General features: G+C 58.2%; 18 protein-coding genes. 14 read left to right on the top strand and 4 right to left on the bottom strand.

All coding sequences use genetic code 11. The features are described 5' to 3' along the window. The first annotated feature begins 19 nt into the window (after nucleotides 1-19). The 4 genes from E6W33_RS10850 (at nucleotide 20) to E6W33_RS10835 (ending at nucleotide 4,133) form a co-directional block, all read left to right on the top strand. Nucleotides 20-796 carry an SDR family oxidoreductase gene (locus E6W33_RS10850; RefSeq protein WP_136417473.1) on the top strand — a complete coding sequence of 259 codons (777 nt, stop codon included), beginning with the start codon at nucleotides 20-22 and terminating at the stop codon, nucleotides 794-796. A gap of 100 nt (nucleotides 797-896) precedes the next feature. Beyond that, nucleotides 897-1,805 (top strand): 2-dehydro-3-deoxygalactonokinase, encoded by a 909-nt coding sequence (locus E6W33_RS10845; RefSeq protein ID WP_168798607.1) that lies wholly within the window; start codon nucleotides 897-899, stop codon nucleotides 1,803-1,805. A 3-nt stretch (nucleotides 1,806-1,808) separates the two neighbouring features. After that, nucleotides 1,809-2,441, top strand: coding sequence for a 2-dehydro-3-deoxy-6-phosphogalactonate aldolase (locus E6W33_RS10840; RefSeq protein WP_136417299.1), 633 nt, complete (start codon nucleotides 1,809-1,811; stop codon nucleotides 2,439-2,441). A gap of 90 nt (nucleotides 2,442-2,531) precedes the next feature. Then, a complete protein-coding gene (locus E6W33_RS10835; RefSeq protein WP_136417298.1) occupies nucleotides 2,532-4,133 on the top strand; it encodes an ABC-F family ATPase in 1,602 nt (533 codons plus the stop codon). Between the two features lie 70 nt (nucleotides 4,134-4,203). On the opposite strand, the gene E6W33_RS10830 is transcribed toward E6W33_RS10835, so the two are convergent. After that, the gene (locus tag E6W33_RS10830; RefSeq protein WP_247869614.1) at nucleotides 4,204-4,809 is read right to left on the bottom strand and encodes a hypothetical protein; all 606 of its coding nucleotides are present in this window, start codon (nucleotides 4,807-4,809) and stop codon (nucleotides 4,204-4,206) included. Between the two features lie 365 nt (nucleotides 4,810-5,174). On the opposite strand from E6W33_RS10830, the gene nadA reads away from it, so the two are divergent. Beyond that, nucleotides 5,175-6,314 (top strand): quinolinate synthase NadA, encoded by a 1,140-nt coding sequence (nadA, locus tag E6W33_RS10825; protein WP_211097301.1) that lies wholly within the window; start codon nucleotides 5,175-5,177, stop codon nucleotides 6,312-6,314. Continuing rightward, nucleotides 6,311-7,177, top strand: coding sequence for a carboxylating nicotinate-nucleotide diphosphorylase (gene nadC, locus E6W33_RS10820; RefSeq protein ID WP_136417297.1), 867 nt, complete (start codon nucleotides 6,311-6,313; stop codon nucleotides 7,175-7,177). The genes nadA and nadC overlap by 4 nt, the downstream gene beginning before the upstream one ends. Nucleotides 7,178-7,235: 58 nt before the next feature. On the opposite strand, the gene nadB is transcribed toward nadC, so the two are convergent. Further along, nucleotides 7,236-8,837, bottom strand: coding sequence for an L-aspartate oxidase (nadB, locus tag E6W33_RS10815; RefSeq protein ID WP_136417296.1), 1,602 nt, complete (start codon nucleotides 8,835-8,837; stop codon nucleotides 7,236-7,238). Nucleotides 8,838-8,947: 110 nt separating this feature from the next. Between nadB and E6W33_RS10810 the strand changes: the two genes are divergently transcribed. Further along, entirely contained in the window at nucleotides 8,948-11,380 is a 2,433-nt protein-coding gene (locus E6W33_RS10810; RefSeq protein ID WP_136417295.1) for a penicillin acylase family protein, read from the top strand. Here E6W33_RS10810 and E6W33_RS10805 read toward each other — a convergent pair. After that, entirely contained in the window at nucleotides 11,377-14,016 is a 2,640-nt protein-coding gene (locus E6W33_RS10805) for a bifunctional diguanylate cyclase/phosphodiesterase (RefSeq protein ID WP_168798606.1), read from the bottom strand. The two genes, E6W33_RS10810 and E6W33_RS10805, sit on opposite strands and share 4 nt — an antisense overlap. A 382-nt stretch (nucleotides 14,017-14,398) precedes the next feature. Next, complete coding sequence (locus E6W33_RS10800; protein ID WP_211097300.1) at nucleotides 14,399-16,063, bottom strand: MFS transporter; 1,665 nt, start codon at nucleotides 16,061-16,063, stop codon at nucleotides 14,399-14,401. Between the two features lie 329 nt (nucleotides 16,064-16,392). On the opposite strand from E6W33_RS10800, the gene E6W33_RS10795 reads away from it, so the two are divergent. The 7 genes from E6W33_RS10795 (at nucleotide 16,393) to E6W33_RS10765 (ending at nucleotide 23,763) form a co-directional block, all read left to right on the top strand. Then, on the top strand, nucleotides 16,393-17,571 hold the full coding sequence (locus tag E6W33_RS10795) for an acetyl-CoA C-acyltransferase (protein ID WP_136417294.1): 1,179 nt from the start codon (nucleotides 16,393-16,395) through the stop codon (nucleotides 17,569-17,571). Nucleotides 17,572-17,686: 115 nt separating this feature from the next. Beyond that, nucleotides 17,687-19,501 (top strand): acyl-CoA dehydrogenase, encoded by a 1,815-nt coding sequence (locus E6W33_RS10790; protein ID WP_136417293.1) that lies wholly within the window; start codon nucleotides 17,687-17,689, stop codon nucleotides 19,499-19,501. A 60-nt stretch (nucleotides 19,502-19,561) separates the two neighbouring features. Next, nucleotides 19,562-20,347 carry an SDR family oxidoreductase gene (locus E6W33_RS10785; protein ID WP_136417292.1) on the top strand — a complete coding sequence of 262 codons (786 nt, stop codon included), beginning with the start codon at nucleotides 19,562-19,564 and terminating at the stop codon, nucleotides 20,345-20,347. Further along, nucleotides 20,347-20,781 carry a PaaI family thioesterase gene (locus tag E6W33_RS10780; RefSeq protein WP_136417291.1) on the top strand — a complete coding sequence of 145 codons (435 nt, stop codon included), beginning with the start codon at nucleotides 20,347-20,349 and terminating at the stop codon, nucleotides 20,779-20,781. Before E6W33_RS10785 ends, E6W33_RS10780 begins: the two co-directional genes overlap by 1 nt. Before the next feature lie 97 nt (nucleotides 20,782-20,878). Beyond that, nucleotides 20,879-21,874, top strand: a complete 996-nt coding sequence (locus E6W33_RS10775; RefSeq protein ID WP_136417290.1) for an NADP-dependent oxidoreductase — start codon at nucleotides 20,879-20,881, stop codon at nucleotides 21,872-21,874. A gap of 31 nt (nucleotides 21,875-21,905) precedes the next feature. Next, on the top strand, nucleotides 21,906-22,835 hold the full coding sequence (locus tag E6W33_RS10770; RefSeq protein ID WP_136417289.1) for a glutathione S-transferase family protein: 930 nt from the start codon (nucleotides 21,906-21,908) through the stop codon (nucleotides 22,833-22,835). Between the two features lie 22 nt (nucleotides 22,836-22,857). Further along, on the top strand, nucleotides 22,858-23,763 hold the full coding sequence (locus tag E6W33_RS10765; RefSeq protein ID WP_136417288.1) for an SDR family oxidoreductase: 906 nt from the start codon (nucleotides 22,858-22,860) through the stop codon (nucleotides 23,761-23,763). Nucleotides 23,764-23,770 lie beyond the last annotated feature (7 nt).

The raw sequence follows: 23,770 nt of genomic DNA, 5'->3' as shown, positions 1-23,770 counted from the left end.
AAAGTTCAGGAGAAAAATGATGTCCGGAGAAGGTGGATTGGCGACGTTCGACAGCTTGAAGGGGAAACGCGTTTTCGTGACCGGCGGCGGCTCAGGCATTGGAGAAAGTATCGTCACGGCATTTGCCGAGCAGGGCGCGAAGGTTGCGTTCGTCGATATCGCGGTGGAAGCGAGCCTTGCGCTGTGTGAAAGACTGGCAGTCGCGGGACGCGAGAAACCGGTCTTTCGCGAATGCGATATCCGCGATATCCCGGCCCTGCAAAAGGTGATGCAATCGGTAGCCGGGGACATCGGCGACTTCGATATTCTGGTCAACAATGCGGGCAATGATCAGCGGCACACGCCGGAAGAAGTCACGGTGGATTTCTGGAACGATCGCGTCGCCATCAATCTGCGGCCCATGTTCTTCACTTGCCAGGCGGTGATCGAGGGGATGAAGAAGCGCGGCGGTGGGGCGATCATCAATCTCGGTTCCACCAGCTGGCATATCGCCAATGGCGGTTATCCGGTCTATACCACCACCAAGGCGGCGGTCAGCGGCTTGACGCGCGGTCTGGCGCGCGATCTCGGGCCCTACAATATTCGCGTCAATACGGTCACGCCCGGCTGGGTGATGACCGAGCGCCAGCTCAAGCTCTGGGTGGATGAAGAAGGTGAAAAGCTGATCGACCGCAGCCAATGCCTGAAGGGCAGGGTGATGCCTTGGCATGTGGCGCGCATGGTGCTGTTCCTTGCGTCCGACGATGCGGCGATGTGCAGCGCGCAGGAATATATCGTCGACGGCGGGTGGGCGTGATGCGTCGGGCGAACTTCAGTACGGGGCGAGACTGCTTCGCTCGCCAGCGCTGCAGGCAATACCGTTCGTTACATTGGACTTGCTCTTTGACTGCGCCAACATGACTCATCCGTCCACCAACCTGCTGGGCATCGACTGGGGCACCAGCAATCGACGCGCGTATCTCCTGGACCACGACGGCAAGATCGTACGGCAGCATAACGACGATGCGGGCATCCTGCACGTGGAAGGCGATTTTGAAGGTTCGCTGAAGAACTTGTTGCTGGCCCTGGGCGTGGAGCATGCCGATGTCGTGATGTCGGGCATGGTCGGCAGCCGCAACGGATGGCGTCAGGTTCCCTATCTGTCGGTGGACCAGCCTTTGTCGCATCTGCATCAGGCATTGATCGAGATCGCGACCGCAATTCCCGATGTGCGCTGCCGCATCGTGCCCGGCTACGAATTCATCGATGCGCAGGGCCTCCCGGACGTCATGCGCGGCGAGGAAACGCAGGTATTGGGTGCACTCGAGTTGAGTGCGTCCGGCGGCTGGTTTCTTTTGCCGGGTACGCACAGCAAATGGGTGCGGGTCGAGAACGGAAAAATCATCGAGCTGGTCACATACATGACCGGCGAGCTTTTTTCCCTGATGTCACATCACGGCACGCTGGCGAAGGTGATGACCGGCGAGCAGTCGGTGCCGGAAGCCTTCGCAGCCGGCGTGAGCGCGGCGCGTTACGGTGGTTTTACGCATATGGCGTTTTGCTGTCGTGCGCTGGTGGTGACAGATCGTATGCCCGCCGAGCATACCGCTTCCTATTTGTCCGGCCTGCTGATCGGGAGCGAACTGCATGAAATCCTGAAAAAGACCCATGGCGACATGCCGTCTCCCGTGCAGGTCATCGGCAGCCCCGCCTTGTCGTCGCGCTATCTCAGCGCGCTGGAACTGCTCGGTGTCGAAGCTCGCTCGTGGCAGCCGGACAGCGTCTACCTCGCGGCCTTGCGTGCGCTGTTCAACTTGAAAAGGTAAGCCATGATCGACTTGTTTCGTCCATTTCCCTGCCCCTTGATTGCCATCCTGCGCGGGCTGACGCCGGCAGAAGTTCCGAGCGTCGGACGTGTGCTGTTCGATGCCGGTTTTCGCATGCTGGAAGTGCCATTGAACCGTCCCGGCGCCATCGATGCAATACACGGACTGCTGCGTATTGCGCCCGATGATGCGCTCATCGGTGCAGGCACCGTATTGAGCGTGAGCGACGTCGATGCCGTCAAGGAAGCCGGCGGCCGATTGATTGTTTCCCCGCACTATGCGCCGGAAGTGATCTCGCACGCGGCAAGGCATGGAATGATCGCGCTACCCGGCGTGACAACGCCTACCGAGGCTTTCAATGCCTTGCAGGCCGGGGCGCACGGACTGAAGCTGTTTCCGGCCCAAATGATTTCGCCGGCAGCGGTAAAGGCAATCCGCGAGATTCTGCCCGTCGGGACGCCGCTGTTCCCGGTAGGCGGCGTTCAGCCGCATAACATGGCTGCCTACGTCGCGGCCGGTGCCACCGGCTTCGGAATCGGAGGCCAGCTTTATCAGCCGCGTGTTGATGAAATGACATTGAAGCGTTCAGCAGACGCCTTCATGGCCGCCCGCCATAGCCTTCTGCAAGGAGCTTGAACCCGGGTGACTCGGGAAAGCCGGTGTTGCTGCACCGCGAAATGGTAAAATGTCCGGTTTCGTTGTTCATCCCGCAAAAGGTTTTTTTCCGTGCTTTCCACCGCTAACATCACGATGCAGTTCGGCCCCAAGCCGCTGTTCGAAAACATTTCCGTCAAATTCGGCGAGGGCAATCGCTATGGCCTGATCGGTGCCAACGGTTGCGGCAAGTCGACCTTCATGAAAATCCTCGGCGGAGACCTGGAGCCGAGTGCCGGCAACGTCATGCTTGACCCGAATGAACGCCTGGGCAAGCTGCGCCAGGATCAATTCGCATTTGAAGACATGCGTGTCCTCGATGTCGTGATGATGGGGCATACCGAGATGTGGGCGGCAATGCAGGAGCGCGACGCAATCTATGCCAATCCCGACGCGACCGACGACGACTATATGCGCGCCGCCGACCTCGAAGCAAAGTTCGCGGAATATGACGGTTATACCGCCGAGGCACGTGCCGGCGAACTGCTGCTTGGCGTTGGTGTTTCGCTCGACCAGCATCAGGGGCCGATGAGCAACATCGCGCCCGGCTGGAAGCTGCGTGTCTTGCTTGCGCAGGCCCTGTTCTCCAATCCGGACATCCTGTTGCTGGACGAGCCGACCAACAACCTCGACATCAACACGATCCGATGGCTGGAAAACGTGCTCAATGATCGCAATTCGACGATGATCATCATCTCGCACGATCGCCACTTCCTGAATCAGGTGTGCACGCACATGGCGGACATGGACTACGGCACGCTGAAGATCTACCCGGGCAATTACGATGACTACATGCTGGCGTCGTCGCAGGCGCGCGCGCAGCAGGTCGCAGCCAATGCCAAAGCCAAGGAGCGCGTGGCGGAACTGCAGGACTTCGTGCGGCGCTTCTCGGCCAACAAGTCAAAGGCGCGCCAGGCCACTTCCCGCGCGAAGCAGATCGAAAAGATCAAGGTGGAAGACATCAAGCCGTCCAGCCGTCAGAACCCGTTCGTCCGTTTCGAAGGCGAGAAGAAGCTGCATCGTCTGGCGGTGGATGTGCAAGGGCTGGCGAAATCCTATGACCGCACGATCTTCAAGAATTTCAACATCCTGGTTGAGGCCGGCGAAAAGATTGCGATCATCGGTGCCAACGGCGCCGGTAAAACCACGCTGCTGCGCTGCATTGGCGGCACCGAAATAACCGGTCTGCAAGCCGATCATGGCAACGTGAAATGGGCTGAAAACGCGAATGTCGGTTACATGCCGCAAGATCCGACCGAGGAATTTGCCGCCGACAAGAACCTCACCGACTGGATGGGGCAATGGACCAAAGAGGGCGATGACGATCAGGCGGTGCGCTCGATCCTTGGCCGACTGCTGTTTTCCGGCGACGATGTGAAGAAGTCCGTCAAGGTCCTGTCCGGCGGCGAGAAAGGGCGCATGATGTATGGCAAGCTGATGCTGGGCCGGCACAACGTGTTGCTGATGGACGAGCCAACCAATCACATGGACATGGAATCGATCGAGTCGCTCAACATCGCTCTCGATAAATACGCCGGCACCTTGATCTTCGTATCGCACGACCGCGAGTTCGTGTCATCGCTGGCGACACGCATCCTTGAAGTGAAGGACGGCGAAGTGATCGACTTCCATGGTGGTTACGAAGAGTACCTCGCAAGCCAGGGCATCGAATAAGCGATGCAATGAAAAACGCAGCAGGGCGCAATGCCGCTGCTGCGTTTGCCATTCTGCTGAATTGAAGTCCTTATTCCGAGGACGTCCCGTTCAAGCCCGTGATCGTGGTTTGTGGAGGAACGGCCTCGCCAAGGTAGAGGAGTTGGTCCAGACGATCCCTCAGGCTGCGTGCCATTTCCTTGCCTTGCGCTTTGAGCACGGCTTCCAGGTATGGATTGCGTAACTGCCGAAATTCGTCGATCGAAGCAGCTTTTTCCACTTTCAGTTGCAAGGTATAGCCACGCAAGCCGATGGTGCTCTTGATGGTTTCGGTATAAAAATGATAAATCGCTTCGAACTGGCTTTGTCCCGCGGGCAGGACGCCGGCGCCGGGCGCCGGAGCGGCGGCAGGAGCTTGTGCTGGCGGGGCAACCGGAGCGGGTGCTGGGGCTGCAGTCACGACGCTTTGAATAAATCCGTTTTTCTCCAGCTCGGCGAGGCTTTCCGCATTCAGCCCGATGCCTGAAACTTTTTTCAGCAGCTCTTCACTGCTTTGCTTGCCGTCAATCATCACCAATAGCGTGCGCAGACGCGTCGCTAACTGGTGCTTCCGCGTAGCGATTTCCTCACGGCCCTTTTCCGTCTTGTCGAAAACGATGCTTGTCATAGGCTTTGTGTCCCCACCCGAAAATGCCATGTTGGATTTTCGTCTTTTGAGTGATTGCGCATGCGAAAACGACGCATGCAGAATTCCCGCCACCCAGATTATTCTTGATGGCAATTATGGAATTGCCTACTTATATTGAAATGGCTCAACTCGTTATTGATTTTTGTCAGACTAAGTATGCTACCTATTTGGTGCGACGTAAATATTTACCTGCGTCAAGTCGAAAAATAGAAACAAAACCCTCTTTAACATACGACCATCCTGTTGCGCCGTACAAACCGGGCGAATCAAGCTGCATAACTGCTTGAAAATCGCCTGTTGGCCCCAAGTTTTTTGTTTATCGGTCATACTCTTTCTTTTGTTGTCCTATTGGCTCGGGATTAGCGCTTCATATCATGCAGATTCAACCTATCAAAACCGTCGAATTCGAACGACCGGAAATGAATTCCGGCACAAGCTGCGTTGCCAACGCGTGGGCACGGGTGCCCGCAACGCCATCGCCCGCTGAAAAAGCTGCCCTCAAGGCGCGTATCAAACAGCTATTGATAGAACGACAAGCCGTTCTCGTCGCGCATTACTACGTTGATGCCGACTTGCAGGATCTGGCGGAAGAGACGGGCGGCTGCGTGTCCGATTCCCTCGAGATGGCGCGCTTTGGCCGGGATCATCCGGCCAAGACCCTGATCGTCGCCGGTGTGAAATTCATGGGCGAAACGGCAAAGATACTGAGCCCGGAAAAGACGATCCTGATGCCGGATCTGGACGCCACCTGTTCGCTCGACCTCGGCTGCCCGGCGGACGAGTTTGCTGCCTTTTGCGATGCGCATCCTGATCGCACGGTCGTGGTGTATGCCAATACCAGCGCAGCCGTGAAAGCGCGTGCCGACTGGATGGTCACGTCCTCGATCGGCTTGCAGATCGTCGAGTATCTGCACGCCCAGGGTAAAAAGATCTTGTGGGCCCCGGACAAGCACCTCGGCAGCTATATACAGAAGAAGACCGGCGCGGACATGCTGCTGTGGCAGGGCTCATGCCTGGTGCATGACGAGTTCAAGGGAATCGAGCTCGAGCTGTTGAAAAAGGAACATCCGAATGCCAAGGTGCTCGTGCACCCCGAATCGCCCGAAGCCGTCGTTGCACTGGCCGACGTTGTCGGGTCGACCTCGCAACTGATCGCCGCCGCACAGACCCTGGACGCGGAAGAATTCATTGTCGCAACGGACAACGGCATCCTGCACAAAATGAAAATGGCTGCGCCCGGCAAACGCTTCATCGACGCGCCGACCGCAGGCAATAGCGCGACCTGCAAGAGCTGCGCGCATTGCCCGTGGATGGCAATGAACGGACTGCAGAATCTGGCCGATGTGCTGGAGTCGGGCAAGAACGAAATCCACGTCGATCCCGAAGTTGGTCGCAAAGCCTACGTCTGCATTGACCGCATGCTGACGTTCGCAGCACAACTGAAAGCCAATGTCCGACCGAGTAGCGACTTGGCGAAAGAACAAAAACTGTTTGCGGGGATTGGACCGGCATGAGCACATTACAAAATCCGTTTGCGCCGTTCGACGCGCTGCTTGCGGGCGCCTTTGAATCCAACATTCAGGCCGCACTGACAGAAGACGTTGGCACCGGCGACGTCACCGGCAAACTGGTACCGGAAAACGAGTGGGTCAAGGCGCGTGTCGTCGTGCGTGAATCCGCCGTATTGTGCGGAGCGCCATGGTTCGAGGGTGTGATGACGCAACTCGACCCGCGCATTCGCATTGATTGGCGGTATCCGGAAGGCGCGGTGATGACGAAAGACAGCGAGGTGTGTGCGATCGAAGCTCCGGCGCGCGCCTTGCTGACTGCGGAGCGTACGGCATTGAATTTCTTGCAGCTTCTGTCAGGTGTGGCGACGGCGACGCGGCAGTATGTGGATGTGGTGGACGGCACGCGCGCCTCGATTCTCGACACGCGCAAGACGCTCCCCGGTTTGCGTCTGGCACAGAAATACGCGGTCCGTGTCGGCGGCGGAAAGAACCAGCGCATGGCCCTCTACGATGGCATTCTGATCAAGGAAAATCATATTGCGGCCGCCGGCGGCATCACCCAGGCAATGCGTGCCGCGCAGGCCTTGAATGCAGGTGTATCGATTCAGATTGAGGTTGAGAACCTGACGGAACTGGAAGACGCATTGGCGGCAGGCGCGACTTCAATCCTGCTCGACAATTTCACGCTGGAGATGATGCGCGAAGCCGTGAAACGAACCGACGGCAAGGCTGTTCTGGAAGCCTCCGGCGGGATCAATATGAACACGGTTCGTGCGATTGCAGAGACGGGCGTCGACCGGATTTCGATCGGCAGCCTGACCAAGGATGTGCGCGCGACCGACTATTCGCTGCGCATTGTCGGATAAGTTTCGCTCGTAATTGATGTCATGAATGGAGCGTATGTTCCATTCATGACCTTCAAATCTATCGCCGTGCAGGCGACAGCACTGTCGGCAAGGCCTTGGGCAAGGTCTCCGGAAAATCCTGGCTGAAATGCAGGCCGCGGCTTTCGCGACGCGACAGGGCACTTTCCACGATCAGCGATGCCACTTCAACCAGATTCCGCAATTCAAGCAGGTCGCGCGTGATGCGGAACTGGGAGTAGTACTCGTTGATTTCTTCACGCAGCAAGCGGATGCGATGCTGGGCGCGTTCAAGGCGTTTTGTGGTCCTGACGATGCCGACGTAGTTCCACATCGAGCGTCGCAATTCGTCCCAGTTGTGCGCAATGATCACCTCTTCATCGGCATCCGTCACCCGGCTCTCATCCCATGCCGGCAGTGACATCGACTTCGGTTTCGGCTGTTGCTCGATATGCTTCGCGGCGGACTGTCCGATGACGAGGCATTCAAGCAGGGAGTTGCTGGCGAGGCGGTTGGCACCATGCAGTCCTGTATAGGCGGTTTCGCCGACGGCGTACAAGCCGGGAATATCCGTGCGGCCGAACATGTCCGTCACGATGCCGCCGCAGGTGTAGTGCGCGGCCGGCACCACCGGGATCGGTTGCTTGGTAATGTCGATTCCAAGTTCCAGGCAGCGTGCGTAGATGGTCGGGAAATGCGATTTGAGAAATTCCGGCGGCTGATGGCTGATGTCGAGTTCGACATAATCCAGACCACGTTTTTTCATCTCGAAGTCGATTGCGCGCGCCACCACATCGCGAGGCGCCAGCTCTGCGCGTTCGTCATGCGCCGGCATGAAGCGCCGGCCTGCGGATGCTCCGGCCTCGGCCGGCAGCTTGAGCAGGCCGCCTTCGCCACGCACAGCTTCACTGATCAGGAAGGACTTGGCGTAGGGATGGTACAAGCAGGTCGGATGGAACTGGATGAATTCCATGTTTGCCACGCGGCATCCGGCGCGCCACGCCATTGCAATGCCGTCGCCGGTGGCGGTATCCGGATTGGTGGTGTACAGGTAGACTTTGCCTGCGCCGCCAGTGGCAAGCACCGTCTGGTCGGCCGCCAGCGTCATGACCTTGCCGGTATTGACGTCCTGCACGTACAGGCCGACGCAGTGGGGCGTGCCATTGCTGGAAGACAGCTTGTCGGACTTGATGAGATCGATCGCGATGTGATCTTCCAGCACCGTGATGTTCGGATGCGAGCGTGCCTTCTGTTCTAGCGTCACCTGCACCGCGTGCCCGGTGGCATCGGCGGCATGAATGATGCGGCGCTGGCTATGGCCACCTTCGCGGGTTAAGTGATACCCTAGTTCGGCTGTCGGATCCCGGGTAAAGGGAACGCCTTGCTCGATCAGCCATTCGATTGCTTCGCGGCTGTTTTCAACGATATGGCGGGTTGCGCCTTCGTCACACAATCCGGCGCCTGCAATCAGGGTATCCGCGATATGTTGCTCGTGGCTGTCGCCGGAATCGAGCACCGCAGCGATGCCTCCCTGCGCCCAATTGCTGGCGCCATCGAGCAGGCTGCGTTTGGAGACGATAGCCACTTTACGGGTTTGCGCGAGATGCAGGGCGACCGAGAGGCCGGCCAATCCGCTTCCGACGATAGCGACATCAAATTTCATAAGATAAGTGCTGCCTGTATGCGTTGTCATCACGTAAAACGACATCTTACCATTTGGGAAGTTTTTGCTCCGAGATAATCTTGGTCGCGAATTTTGAAGGCAATAAGTGTATGACTGGAATATTGAAAAAAGTTGCGCTGCTGCTGGCGGTGTTGCTCATGGCATTGCTTGCTGCGGCGTTGTGGTACCGCAGTGCAAGCCAGCCGCAGATCGACGGTAACTTGAAGTTGAGCGGATTGAACGCGCCGGTGGATATCGTGCGCGATGCGGAGGGAATACCGCATATCTTTGCAAAATCGACTGCCGACGCCTATTTCGCACTCGGCTTCGTGCATGCGCAGGATCGCCTCTGGCAACTCGAGCTGAATCGGCGCATTCCGGCTGGTCGGCTATCGGAAATTCTCGGCCCCAGCGCCCTCGGCACCGACCGTTTCCTGCGTACGCTAGGGGTGCGGCGCAACGCTGAACGGATCCTCGCCAATCTCGCCCCCGAGACACGAGCGGCACTTGATGCATACGCACGCGGCGTGAACGCGTATCTCGAAAACCGCAGCGGGCCCTTGCCAGCAGAATTCATCCTTTCCGGTGCGCCGTCTCCGGCGCCCTGGCATCCGGTCGACTCGATTGGCTGGCAAACGATGATGGCCTGGGATCTTGGCTCGAACTGGACGCAGGAATTGCTCCGCATGCGCGCGTCGCAGCGGCTGTCGCTGGGACAGATCAACGAGTTTCTCCCGCCTTATCCGGGCGATCCGGTCACGGCGACGCAGGATTACACCAAGCTGTATCGCGAATTGTCCGGGACAACGCAACAACTTGCAGCCGTCGCCGCCATCGCGCCGCCTTCCTACGTGGAAGGCATGGGATCGAATAACTGGGTGGTCTCCGGCGCGCTTTCCGAAACGGGCAAGCCGCTGCTGGCGAACGATCCGCATCTCGGCTTGTCTGCTCCTGCCCTGTGGTACTTCGCGCATTTGTCGGCACCCGGGCTCAATGTCATTGGCGCGACTCTGCCCGGCATCCCCTCGGTGGTGCTCGGACGGAATGACAGAATCGCCTGGGGCTTCACCAATACCGCTCCGGACGTGCAAGACCTGTTCATCGAGCACATCAATCCGGCGAACAAGAAGCAATATCAGACCCCGGACGGATGGGCGGAATTCAAGACGCGCACCGAGACCATCAAGGTCAAGGGGCAGCAGGATGTCACCTTCGATGTCGCGGAAACGAGGCACGGTCCGGTAATCACGGGTGCCTTGCCGATTCTGGACAAGGCACCTCTCGACGCGAAGAAATACGTTGTCTCGTTCGCCTGGACGGCGCTTCGCCCTGACGATGTCACGCTGCAGGCGGGCATGAAATTCAATCAGGCGCAGAACTGGCAGCAATTCCTCGAGGCGGCAAAGGATTTCGGTTCGCCGCAGCAGAACATGGTGTATGCGGACATCGATGGCAATATCGGTTTCGTTGCACCTGCGCGCGTGCCGATTCGCAAACCGGAGAACGACCTGAAAGGCCTGGCGCCGGCGCCGGGCTGGGATGCGCGTTACGACTGGGACGGTTTCATCCCGTTCGATGAACTGCCTCGCCAGTTCAACCCGGCGTCGCAGCGCATCGCGACGGCCAACCAGAAGATCGTCGGGCCGGGTTATCCGCATTTCCTGACCAGCGAATGGACATTGCCGTATCGTGCGTCGCGCATCAACCAGTTGCTGGATGCAAAGCCGAAGCACAGCCTGGCCAGCTTTGCCGAGATACAAAAGGATTATGTTTCGCTCGCGGCGCAGGAGATTCTGCCGATTCTGCGCAACACGGTACCGAAAACCGATCGCGCCAAGGAAGCCTTGGACACGCTGCGCGGCTGGAACGGCTCGATGGATACCAATCGGCCGGAGCCGCTTATTTTCAATGCGTGGATCCGGGCGGCATCTCGCCAGATTTTTGCCGACGAACTGGGCGACGCGCTGATGAATGACTATTGGGAGCAGCGCAACGTGCACGAGCCCATGGTGAATGTCCTCAAGAACAAGGACGGCGAGGGCAGGTGGTGCGCCGACGTGACGAAGCGCTCGCCGGCACATCCGCAGACCTGCGAGGAGCTGTTGTCCGCTTCGCTGGATCTTGCACTGAGCGAGCTGGTGCAGCGCTATGGTCCCGAAATATCGAAATGGCGCTGGGGAGATGCACATGTCGCGCGCTCCGAGCATCGCCCGTTCGGCAAGGTCGATGCCTTGGCCCGTTTCTTTGACATTCGCGTTCCGACTCCCGGGGACACGTTTACCGTGAATGTCGGACGTCACAATCTGCGAGACGAGAAGGAGCCGTTTACCAGCCGGCATGCCGCCAGCCTGCGTGCGCTTTATGACCTGTCGAACCTGGAAAATTCGCGCTTCATCCACTCCACCGGACAGTCCGGCAATCTGCTGTCGCCGCTCTATAGCAACTACACGCAGCGTTGGTCGGAGGTCGCGTATGTGCCAATGAAGATGCGGCGCGACGATGTGGAGAAAAAACGCCTGGGAGTGTTAACCCTCGCGCCCTAGGCAACCTGAAAATGCTGTGAGGTGCGCAAGAGCTCGGCTGCGGCATGCGCGGGAAGTGGTGGCGAGAACGCAAAACCCTGCGCCAGGTAGCAGCCCATCTTTTTCAGCTTGAGCATGTCCTCGCGCGTTTCGACGCCTTCCGCGACGGTGTCGAGATTGAGTGTCTGCGCGAGTGCCAGGATCAGGCGAACGATCTCGGCATCGCTCGGATTCTTGTCCAGGCCCTGAACGAAGGTCTTGTCGATCTTCAACACATCGATCGGGAGTCGATGCAGGTAGGAAAGTGATGAGTAGCCTGTGCCGAAATCGTCAAGCGCAAGGCGGAATCCGAGTTCCTTGAGGACGGTGAGCGTCTCGATCGTCTGCACCGGATTGGCCATCGCGGAGGTCTCGGTCAGCTCCAGTTCGATGGCATTCGGATTGACGCCGGTGCGGTCGAGAATATCTTTGACGTCATTCAGGAAGGTCGACTGCAGAAGCTGTCGCATCGAAACATTGACGGCAATCGTGAATGGCGTCATCTCGATATAGTCGGACTGCCATCTGCACAGCTGCTTGCAGGCTTCTTCCAGCACCCACAAACCTATCGGTACCACCAGTCCGGAGCTCTCCGCGACAGGAATGAACTCCATCGGCGGTATTGCTCCATATTGCGGATTATTCCAGCGCAACAGCAGCTCGAAACCTTTCACTGCGCCGTTGAGAATCGATACCTTCGGCTGATATACGAGCGTCAGTTCGTCGCGTTCCAAGGCAAAGCGCAGTGCCACGTCCATTTGCGCGCGCTTGGTGCTGTACAACTGCAGCGACGCGTCGAAGACTTCCGCGCGATTGCGCCCGCGTTCCTTTGCCTGATACATGGCGGCATCCGCGTCGCGGATCAGCTCCGAGGGATTCTTGTGCTCCGGCTCAAGCAAGGCGATACCGATGCTGGTCTGGATCTTCACCACTGTGTCGTCGACCGTGAGCTGTTGCGATACCGCTTGCAGCAAGGCTTCTGCCTTGGTCTTGGCCTCGTCGATGCTTGCAGTCGACAGGATCACGAATTCATTGCCGCCAAAACGGGCAACGAAGTCATCGGTCGGGAGCTCGGCGAGGATCCGGCGAGTGATTTCCATCAGGCATTTGTCGCCGAAATCATGGCCATGCGTGTCGTTGACGCTCTTGAAGAAGTCGAGGTCGCAGAACAGCATCGCCAGCTGGTTCGATGCTTCGTTTGCTTGCGCGATGACATCGGCAATGGTCTTGAGCAGGTAGCGCCGATTCGGCAAGCCGGTCAGCGGATCATGCAGCGCCTGGTGCTGCAGGCGCATTTCGTATTCCTTGCGATCGGTGATGTCGCGTGAAATGCAGAGCACGCCCACTGTCTGTCCATGCGCGTCGCGCAGCGGATACTTGTTGACGCGATGCCAGCTTCGCATGTCGTTGTCCCACGCGCACTGGATTTCCTGATCTTCCAGCGGCACGCCATTTTGCACAACTTGCAGATCCTGACGGTACAAGCGCTCCGCCAATTCCCTCGCGCTACGATCTGTGCCTTTCGGTGCCGTGGCGAGGAATACATCGGAAATCGTCTTTCCCCGCATTGCTCCTTCCGACGCATAGCCGAAGCGACGCTGGAAGGTCAGGTTGCTGATGGTGAATCGGCCTTGCCTGTCGGTGGCGTAGATCATCGACGGATTCAAGTCGAGCACGGCGCGCAGCAGCGCGTGTTCTTCCTCCAGCTTGATTTCCGCCCCCTTGCGCGCCGAAATGTCCTCAATGCTGAATACCAGCCCATTGATCGCATCGTCGTGCAGCATGTTGTGTCCGCGTGTTTCGAGCCATACCCAGTGCCCGTCCTTGTGTTTGCAGCGATGGCGGGAAAAAATGCTGCTGCGCGGCGTGTCGCGGAGATATCGCAGCTTTCTCCGGTGAGCTTCCTTGTCCTCGGGATGAAACTCGGGACGAATCATGTTCGCTTCGATTTCTTTTTGCGAGAAGCCGACGATCTCCTGCAAGGCCTGGTTGACGAACTTGATGTGAAATCCAGCGTCGACAATGAGGAATACGTGTCGTGTCGCCCGGGCGATGGCATCGAATCGCCGCTGGTTGAAATGCGCCTGCTGGATTGCATTCGCATTGCTTGCCAATGCGTTGGCGAGAAAAAGCGCGCACAGACCGACGAAAGCGGTTGCGAACAGCTGCGGAAGCCAGTCCACCAATTGCGTACCGAGCATGATGTTCAGCGTTGCTTCGATGAGGGCGACTGCAAGGAGCAGGCCCAATGCAAGAGGTGCCTCGACACTGAGCGGGAAAACGCCGGCCAGTCCGATCAGCCAAGGTAAAGGCTGAGCCGGCATGGATTGCTGGAGCGCGAGGCTGGTGATGACGAAAATTGCTGCAGACCATTCCAGGAGCAGGCGACCCCGCCCGTAAATGACCGCATCTGGCCAGACATATCGTGCGAGCGCATTGAAGAACAGCAGAACTAAAACGCTGACTGCAACCACACTCAGGTCCGACAGCATGACCTTGTTAACGAACGCCGCCAGCACCGCATGCAGCAATAGGGTGATGTAAAGGCAAACGGACGCCACACGGAAGATTTCTTCCCTTGTGACGACTCCGGCAAGGCGCAGTGAGGAGAGTCTCATCGCGCCAGTGCAGATTTGGCCCTCGGAAGGGAGCGCGCCGTCCCGGCAGAATAGGGGGGGATGTGTGGGCCGTGCCGACTGGTCGGCACTTTCAGGCAAGAAGAGGACGGAAGCAAACGATGGTCATTGAGATGCGCTATCTCTTTCTGTCGGGATGAATTGAACATCACTGTCCGTGGGTAGTTAGAGTATTAACATATAGACAATATCAAATGTTGACAGTTTTGGACAGTGTTAGTCGAATAAAGCGTACGCAATTTGCAATATTTCTTGACCTGACTCGCCAATTTTGTGGAAAGCGCGCGCATAAAAAAAGCCGCCAGAAACTCTGGCGGCTTCAAAACCAGGATTGCCCGAAGGCAGGCCTGGGACGATTAGACGATTAATCTGCAGCGTAGATATCGTTGTCCTTGGTCTCTTTGACGAACAGCAAGCCGACGACGAAGGTCATCATGGCGATGATGATCGGATACCAGAGACCGTAGTAAATGTCGCCCTTGAACGCAACGAGTGCGAACGCGGTGGTCGGCAACAGACCGCCGAACCAGCCGTTACCGATGTGGTACGGCAGGGACATGGAGGTGTAGCGAATCCGGGTCGGGAACAGTTCGACCAGCATTGCGGCGATCGGGCCGTATACCATCGTCACGTAGATCACGAGAATGGTCAGGAGCACCAGCACCATGCCCTTGTTCATCTGTGCCGGATCGGCCTTGGACGGATAGCCATGTGCCTTGATGGCATCGGCCAGTTCCTTGGACAGTACCTTTTCCTTGGCCGCAGCTTCTTCCTTCGGCAGTGCGTTGGCGTTGTACGACTGGATGGTGATGTCACCGACCTTGACGCTAGCGATCGTTCCCGGTGCGGCAGCTTCGTTGGAGTAGTTCACCGAAGCGGCAGCCAGTTTCGCCTTCACGATGTCGCACGAAGACGTGAACTTCTTGGTGCCGGTCGGGTTGAACTGGAACTGGCAGTCAGCCGGATCAGCCGTGACCACGACCGGAGCGTTCTTGATCGCCGATTCCAGAGCCGGGTTGGCATAGTGGGTCATTGCGCTGAAGATCGGGAAATAGGTCACTGCCGCGAGCAGGCAGCCGCCGAGGATGATCGGCTTGCGGCCAATCTTGTCGGACAGAGCGCCGAATACGATGAAGAACGGCGTGCCGATCACGAGCGATGCAGCGATCAGGAGGTTAGCCGTTGCGCCGTCGACCTTAAGAGTCTGGGTCAGGAAGAACAGTGCATAGAACTGGCCGGTGTACCAGACCACTGCTTGACCTGCGGTCAGGCCGATCAATGCCAGGATAACGATCTTCAGGTTCTTCCATTGGCCGAAGGATTCGGAAATCGGAGCCTTGGAGGTCTTGCCTTCCGCTTTCATCTTGGCGAAAGCAGGTGATTCGTTCATGGACAAGCGGATCCATACCGACACAGCCAGCAGGAACACGGAGACCAGGAACGGAATGCGCCAGCCCCAGTCAGCGAAAGCTGCTTCGCCGATAGCGGTGCGGGTGCCGAGAATCACCATCAGCGACAGGAACAGGCCGAGGGTCGCAGTGGTTTGGATCCAGGCAGTGAACGCGCCGCGCTTGTCGTGCGGTGCGTGCTCGGCAACATAAGTTGCTGCACCACCGTACTCGCCGCCGAGCGCGAGGCCCTGCAGAATACGCAGCGAGATCAGGATGACCGGTGCAGCGATACCGATGGAGGCATAGCTGGGAAGCAGACCCACCACGAAGGTGGACGTACCCATGATAAGAATGGTGACCAGGAAGGTGTACTTGCGGCCGATCATGTCGCCAAGGCGACCGAACACCAGCGCGCCGAACGGACGAACGATGAAGCCCGCCGCAAATGCCAGCAGTGCGAAAATGAATGCGGTGTTGGGATCGGTACCGGCGAAGAACTGCTTCGCGATAATCGCTGCCAGTGAACCGTATAGGTAGAAGTCGTACCACTCGAACACGGTGCCCAGCGAAGATGCGAAAATGACTTTCCGCTCCTCTGCCGTCATACCGCGCGCAGCCGTTGTCTGAACTGTCGCCATGCTTATCTCCTCGTTAATTAATATGAATGTGCAAAGACTCTTGCCCATTTGTTGCACAAGCGGAGTGTGCATCGCCAACCTTACGGCACGCTTGCTTCAAACTTACAAAACCTTACAGCAGGAAAGTCGCAAAATCGGTGGTTTTCCTCTCGGTGGGACACTACTTTTTGAGTGGGATAGGCGGTTTTCAGATTTACGAACGATCGTGCTAAAAATATGATATTCTGGTGTTTCATTAATTGAGTAGTCCGGTAACCAGACCGTTAAACAAGCGATAAGCACGAGCACCGATTCGTACAACCAAACCAATTCAACTCAAGGAGCTTCAAATGACTGACGCCGTCATCGTATCCACAGCCCGCACCGGCCTGGCCAAATCCTGGAAGGGTGCATTTAACATGACGCATGGCGCCACCCTGGGCGGCCATGTGCTGAAAGCGGCGATCGAGCGCGCAAAGATCGATGCGGGTGAAGTCGAGGACGTCATCATGGGCTGCGCCACGCCGGAAGGCGCCACCGGCAGCAACATCGCACGTCAGATCGCCTTGCGCGCGGGGTGCCCGGTGACTACCCCGGGCATGACCATCAACCGCTTCTGTTCCTCCGGCTTGCAAACGATCGCGACTGCATCGCAGCGCATCATCGCGGGTGAAGGCGACATTTATGCCGCTGGTGGCGTCGAGTCGATTTCCTGTGTGCAGAACGAATCCAACCGGCACATGATCATGGAAACCTGGCTCAAGCAGAACAAGCCGGAAATCTACTGGCCAATGCTGCAGACCGCGGAAACCGTTGCCAAGCGCTACAACATCAGCAAGGAGCGCCAGGACGAATATGGCGTGCAAAGCCAGTTGCGTGCAGCGGCTGCCCAGGCGGCTGGCAAGTTCAATGACGAAATCGTTCCGATGACCACCATCATGGGCGTGGCCGACAAGGAAAGCGGCATGCTGATGACCAAGGAAGTCACGATTTCCGCTGACGAAGGCATTCGCGCCGACACGACGCTGGAAGGCGTGTCGAAGATCCGCACGGCGATTCCGGGCGGCGTCATCACCGCAGGCAATGCGAGCCAGTATTCTGACGGTGCGTCGGTGGCCATTGTGATGAACAGCAAGCTTGCAGAGCAGAAGGGATTGAAGCCGCTCGGCATCTTCCGCGGCTTTGCGGTTGCCGGCTGCGAACCGGATGAAATGGGCATCGGCCCGGTTTTCGCCATTCCCAAGCTGCTGAAAAAAGCCGGCCTGAAGGTCGAAGACATCGGCCTGTGGGAACTGAATGAAGCGTTTGCCGTGCAAGTGCTGTATTGCGCCGACAAGCTCGGCATCCCGATGGATCGCCTGAATGTGAACGGTGGCGCAATCGCCGTCGGTCACCCGTATGGCGTTTCCGGAGCACGTCTGACCGGCCACGCATTGATTGAAGGCAAGCGCCGTGGTGCGAAGTACGTCGTTGTCACGATGTGCATCGGCGGCGGCCAAGGCGCAGCCGGCTTGTTCGAAGTCGTGTAAGAAAAAATGTGGGCGCTTCGGCGCCCACGTTCGCATTAGGGGTCATTCGCCCCGTATCTTTGAAATCGTTCACATAGGCGTGCGGCGGGCGGGCCCGTGCGCACGGAGGACTATCATGCAATCGAAAATCGTTTCCCGGCGCGACCTTGAGTTCGTCCTGTATGAATGGCTGCGGGCGGAGGAGCTGACCAAGCGTGCACGCTACGCCGACCATTCGCGCGAAACGTTCAATGCCGCGCTGGATACCTGCGAACAGATCGCCACCGACTTGTTTGCGCCGCATAACAAGAAGAATGATCAGGAAGAGCCGCACTTCGACGGCGAAAGAGTTCATATCATTCCTGAAGTCAAAACGGCGCTGAAGGCTTTTTGCGAATCGGGATTGATGGCGGCGGGGCAGGATTATGACCTCGGCGGCATGCAATTGCCATGCGTGATTGAGAAGGCCGGCCTCGCTTATTTCAAGGGCGCCAACGTCGGCACGTCCTCATATCCATTCCTCACGATCGGTAATGCCAATACGCTGCTCAAATGCGGCTCGCCGGAACAGATCGACACCTTCGTCAAACCGATGATGACGGGCCGTTTTTTCGGCACCATGTGTCTGTCCGAGCCGCAGGCGGGCTCTTCCCTGTCCGACATTGCGACGCGTGCAGAGCCGCAGGCCGACGGCACTTATCGCCTGAAGGGCAACAAGATGTGGATCTCTGCCGGCGAGCATGAACTGTCGGAGAACATCGTGCATCTGGTGCTGGCCAAGGTCCCGGACGAGAACGGCAAGTTGATTCCGGGCGTGAAAGGCATCTCGCTGTTCATCGTTCCCAAGTATCTGGTGAATCCGGATGGCTCGCTGGGGGAGCGCAACGATGTGGTCCTGGCCGGCCTGAATCACAAGATGGGCTACCGCGGAACCACGAACTGCTTGCTGAACTTCGGCGAAGGCAAGTTCAAACCGGCGGGCAATGGCGGAGCAGTCGGCTATCTGGTCGGCGAACTCCACAAGGGGCTCGCCAACATGTTCCATATGATGAACGAAGCGCGGATCGGCGTGGGACTGGGTGCGGTGATGCTTGGGTACACCGGCTACCTGCACGCGCTGGAGTATGCGCGCGAACGTCCGCAGGGACGGCACCCGATGGCCAAGGATCCGGCGCAACCGCAGATCCCGATCATCCAGCATACCGACGTCAAGCGCATGCTGCTCGCACAAAAGACCTATGTCGAAGGAGGCCTGGGTCTGAATCTGTACTGCGCTCGATTGGTTGACGAGGAAAAGACGGCCGAGTCGGAAGAAGCGCGCAAGCACGCAACCTTGCTGCTCGACATCCTGACGCCGATCGCCAAGTCCTGGCCGTCGCAGTGGTGCCTTGAAGCGAACAGCCTCGCGATCCAGGTTCATGGTGGATACGGCTACACGCGTGAATACAACGTGGAACAGTTCTATCGCGACAATCGTCTGAACCCGATTCATGAAGGAACCCACGGCATCCAGGGCCTCGACTTGCTCGGACGCAAGGTGACGATGCAAAACGGCGCGGCATTCAAGGCGCTCGGCGTCGAAGTCCAGAAGACGATTGCGCAGGCGCTGGAGGTGGCCGAGCTTGCCGGTTATGCGAAATCGCTTGGCGCCGTACTGCAGCGAATCGAGAAAGTCACACAAAAGCTGTACAGCGCCGGCGACATGAACAAGACGCTTGCGAATGCATCGGTCTACCTCGAAGCATTCGGCCATGCCGTCGTTGCATGGATGTGGCTGCAGCAAGCCTTGCTATCCGTCGGCAAGTCCGGCCACGACGCGGACTTCTACAAGGGAAAACTGCAGGCCTGTGCGTTCTTCTTCAAATGGGAACTGCCGAAGGTACAGCCGCAACTCGATTTGCTGGACAGCATCGATACGACCACATTGGAAATGCAGGACGCCTGGTTCTGAACATGACGTGGCGCAATGCATGAATCATCAAGCCTGAACAACATACACGAAGGAGACTCCATGCGTACCATCAAACAATTGCTCGACCTGACGGGAAAAACGGCCCTGGTGACCGGCGGCTCGCGCGGCCTCGGCTTGCAGATTGCGGAAGCGCTTGGCGAGCAGGGCGCAAAGATCGTTCTGTCCTCGCGCAAGCAGGCCGACCTCGACGAAGCGGTCGCACATTTGAAAGAACGCGGTATCGAGGCAAGCGCCATTGCGGCTGACGTGTCCAGGGAGGCCGCGATCGCACCGCTGGTTGCGGAAGCGCTCAAGCGCCTTGGCCATATCGACATCCTCGTCAATAACGCGGGCGCAACCTGGGGTGCTCCGGCGGAAGACTACCCGCTGGAAGCCTGGGACAAGGTGATGAACCTGAATGTGCGCAGCATCTTCCTGCTGTCGCAAGCCGTGGCCAAGCAATCGATGATTCCCCGCAAGTACGGCCGCATCGTCAACGTCGCCTCGATCGCGGGCTTGTCCGGCAACGGTCCGGACAGCATGCAAACGATCGCATACAACACATCCAAGGGCGCGGTTGTGAATTTCACCCGCACGCTGGCCGGCGAATGGGGACAATACGGAATCACGGTCAACGCGCTGGCGCCGGGCTTCTTCCCTTCCAAGATGACCAAGGGTGTGCTGGAAAACCTGGGTGAGGAAAACCTTGCCAAACGCGCACCGCTGCATCGCATTGGCGATGACGAAGACCTGAAAGGCGCGGCACTGCTGTTCGCATCCGATGCGGGCAAGCACATTACCGGGCAGATCCTCGCAGTCGACGGTGGCGTCTCGGCGGTTCACTAATGGATACGTCGAAAACGCAACCGTTTCCGTCCGAGATACCATTCTTGCATGACCTCGGAGTGGAGTTCATCCGCATGGGCGGCGGCGAAGCACAGGTTGCGCTGACCTTGTCAGAGCGCCACATGAATAGCTGGAATGTGGCGCATGGCGGCATCATCATGACCCTGCTCGACGTCGCGATGTCCATGGCCGGCAGGTCGCTGGATCCGGATGCACGCGGCGGCGTCACGATCGAAATGAAGACCAGTTTTCTTCAACCGGGCGGCCATCCGGGCGCGCGGATCGTCGCCAAGGGCAAGGCGTTTCACCGCGCGCGAACGATCTGCTTCTGCGAAGGTGAAGTGTGGAATGACGACAAGCTGGCCGCCAAGGCGATGGGCACCTTCAAGTACCTGAAACGTCTCGACGTCGCCAAGAAACTGGAACACGAGTAGCACATCGCAGTCGGCTCGCACCTGTCGCCACGCATGATGGCGAGAGCGGCAAGCGGGCGACTGCATTCCCTGATCAATAACGAAAAGAGAGCACTGAATGACTACCTACAAACGCATGGTCCTTGCCTCCCGCCCGAAAGGGGAGGTTGTTCCCGCAAATTTTCGTCTTGAAGAAGCGCCCGTTCCGACCCTCAAGGACGGCGAAATCCTGATTCGCAACCATTACCTGTCGCTCGACCCTTACATGCGCATGCGCATGGAAGACGTGAAAAGCTATGCGGCGCCGCAGGCATTGAACGAGGTCATGATCGGCGGCACTGTTGGCGAAGTGATCGAATCGAAGAACCCGAAATTTGCAGTGGGCGAGAAGGTGCAGGGCATGCTCGGCTGGTCCGAGATGGGTGTGTCTGATGGAAGCATGCTGCGCAAGCTCGACACCACGCACGTCCCGCTGTCAGCTTATCTTGGTGCGGTGGGCATGCCCGGGATGACGGCATGGTATGGCCTGACACAAATCATGCAGCCGAAAGCGGGCGAAACCATTGTGGTTTCCGCAGCCAGCGGTGCGGTGGGCAGCGTCGTGGGACAGTTGGCCAAGCTGCGCGGGTGTCGTGCAGTGGGCATCGCCGGCGGTGCCGAAAAATGTGACTACGTCGTCAATGAACTCGGCTTTGACGCCTGCATCGATTACAAGGCTGGCAACTTGGTCGCCGATCTCGCGAAGGCGACGCCGAATGGCATTGATGCCATATTCGAGAACGTTGGCGGCGAAATCTTCGACGCCTGCCTGGCACGCATGAATCCTTTCGGACGCATTGCCCTGTGCGGCCTGATCTCCGGCTACAACGGCGAATCGATGGCGGTCAAAAACTTCCGTGTTTTCCTGACCATGCGCCTGACCATGCGCGGTTTCATCGTCTCGGAACACATGGACCTGTGGCCGCAAGGCTTGACGGAACTGGGCACCTTGGTCGCGACCGGCAAGCTGAAATTCCGTGAATCGATCGCACAAGGGCTGGAAGCCGCGCCGGAGGCATTTATCGGACTGCTGAAAGGAAAGAATTTTGGCAAGCAGCTGGTCAAGCTGATCTGACCCCCGACGCTTCTATCCTTTCGGAGACTTCATGCCCGCACTCATTTTTCATCACTACGCGAACTCGCCTTTCTCGGAAAAAATCCGGTTGATGTTCGGATTCAAGAAACTCGCTTGGAAGTCGGTGCACATTCCGGCCGTCATGCCGAAGCCGGATTTGACGGCGCTGACCGGCGGCTATCGCCGCACGCCGGTGCTGCAGATCGGTGCTGACGTTTATTGCGACACCGCGCTGATTGCCGATGTACTGGAACGTATCTCGCCGACGCCATCGTTGTATCCGGCCCCGGTCGCCGGATTGGCGCACACCCTCGCGCAGTGGGCCGACTCCACTCTGTTCTGGACGGCGGTTGCCTATGTTTTTCAACCGATTGCCATGCCCTACCTGCTGGGACCGCTGACGCCCGAACAGATGAAAGCATTCGGCGCCGATCGTGCAGCAATGCGCGGTAACGCGCCCCGCATGTCGGCATCGGAAGCGACCGGCAATCTGCGCGAATATCTGCGCCGTCTTGATGACATGCTGGCTGCGAACAAACCGTATTTGCTCGGTGAGCAGGCAAGCATTGCCGATTTTTCCGTTTACCACTGCATGTGGTTCATACAACTTGCGCAGCCGCTTGCGGGCATTCTGGATGAAGCCCCGCGGCTCAAGGCGTGGATCGTGCGAATGGCCGAGTTCGGGCATCACCAGTCGGAGAAGATGAGCGCCGGCCAGGCGCTGGAAATTGCGCGCGACAGTGCCGCCGCTGACACCGGTCACTTGCCTTTCGTCGATACGCATGGAATCCCCTTGGGAGAACGCGTTGCAGTCATGCCGACCGACTATGCACTGGACCCGGTCGAAGGCGAGCTGGTGATCTGTGCTGACAACGAATACGCGGTCCGGCGTGAGGATCCGAAGGCCGGCAGCGTCGTGGTGCATTTCCCGCGTCTCGGTTTTCAACTGAAAAAAATCTAAATCACTCAAAGCAGGAGACAACATGAAAGATTTTCGAAACAAGGTGGCCGTCATTACCGGTGGCGCGAGCGGTTTCGGGCGCGAATTTGCCAACATCGGCGCCCGCCTCGGCATGAGGCTCGTCCTGGCCGACGTGCAGCAGGAAGGGCTCGACAAGGCGAAGGCGGAACTGGAAGCGCAAGGCGCACAAGTGCTGGCGGTCCGCTGCGACGTGCGCAAGGCCGAGCAGGTTCAGGCTTTGGCGGACGCAACGATGGAAAAATTCGGTGCGGTGCATCTGGTCTTCAACAACGCCGGCGTGGGTGCAGGCGGCTTGGTCTGGGAAAACTCCGTGGCCGATTGGGAATGGGTGCTCGGCGTGAACCTGTGGGGAGTGATCCACGGGGTACGGATCTTTACGCCATTGATGCTCGAATGCGCAAAGAAAGAACCCGGCTACGAAGGCCACATCGTGAATACCGCCTCGATGGCAGGGCTGCTGAATGCGCCGACGATGGGCATCTACAATGTTTCTAAGCACGCCGTGGTGTCGCTGTCCGAATCGCTGTATCACGATCTCCAATTGATCAAGGCGCCGATTGGGGCATCGGTTCTGTGTCCGTATTTTGTACCCACGGGTATCAATCAGTCGCATCTCCATCGCCCGGACGATGTCAAGAACGACCAGGGACCGACCACGAGCCAGCTCGCTGCCCAGGCGGTATCCGACAAGGCAGTGTCGTCCGGCAAAGTGAGCGCCGCACAAGTCGCTGAGCGAACCTTCGACGCTATCAAGGAAAGCAAGTTCTATGTCTATTCGCATCCGCACGCGCTCGGCAATGTGCAAACGCGGATGGAGGACATTATCTTGCAACGCAATCCGAGCGATCCCTTCGCTGCCGCGCCGCAGATTCGCGAGATGCTGCAGACCCAGTTGAACGTTAAATAAGGACGTT

The sequence above is a fragment of the Herbaspirillum sp. ST 5-3 genome, from assembly GCF_004804275.1.
In the GTDB taxonomy this organism is placed as follows: domain Bacteria; phylum Pseudomonadota; class Gammaproteobacteria; order Burkholderiales; family Burkholderiaceae_D; genus Noviherbaspirillum.
Note: the sequence above shows the minus strand (reverse complement) of the source record. Positions and strands in the feature narration are given on the sequence as shown.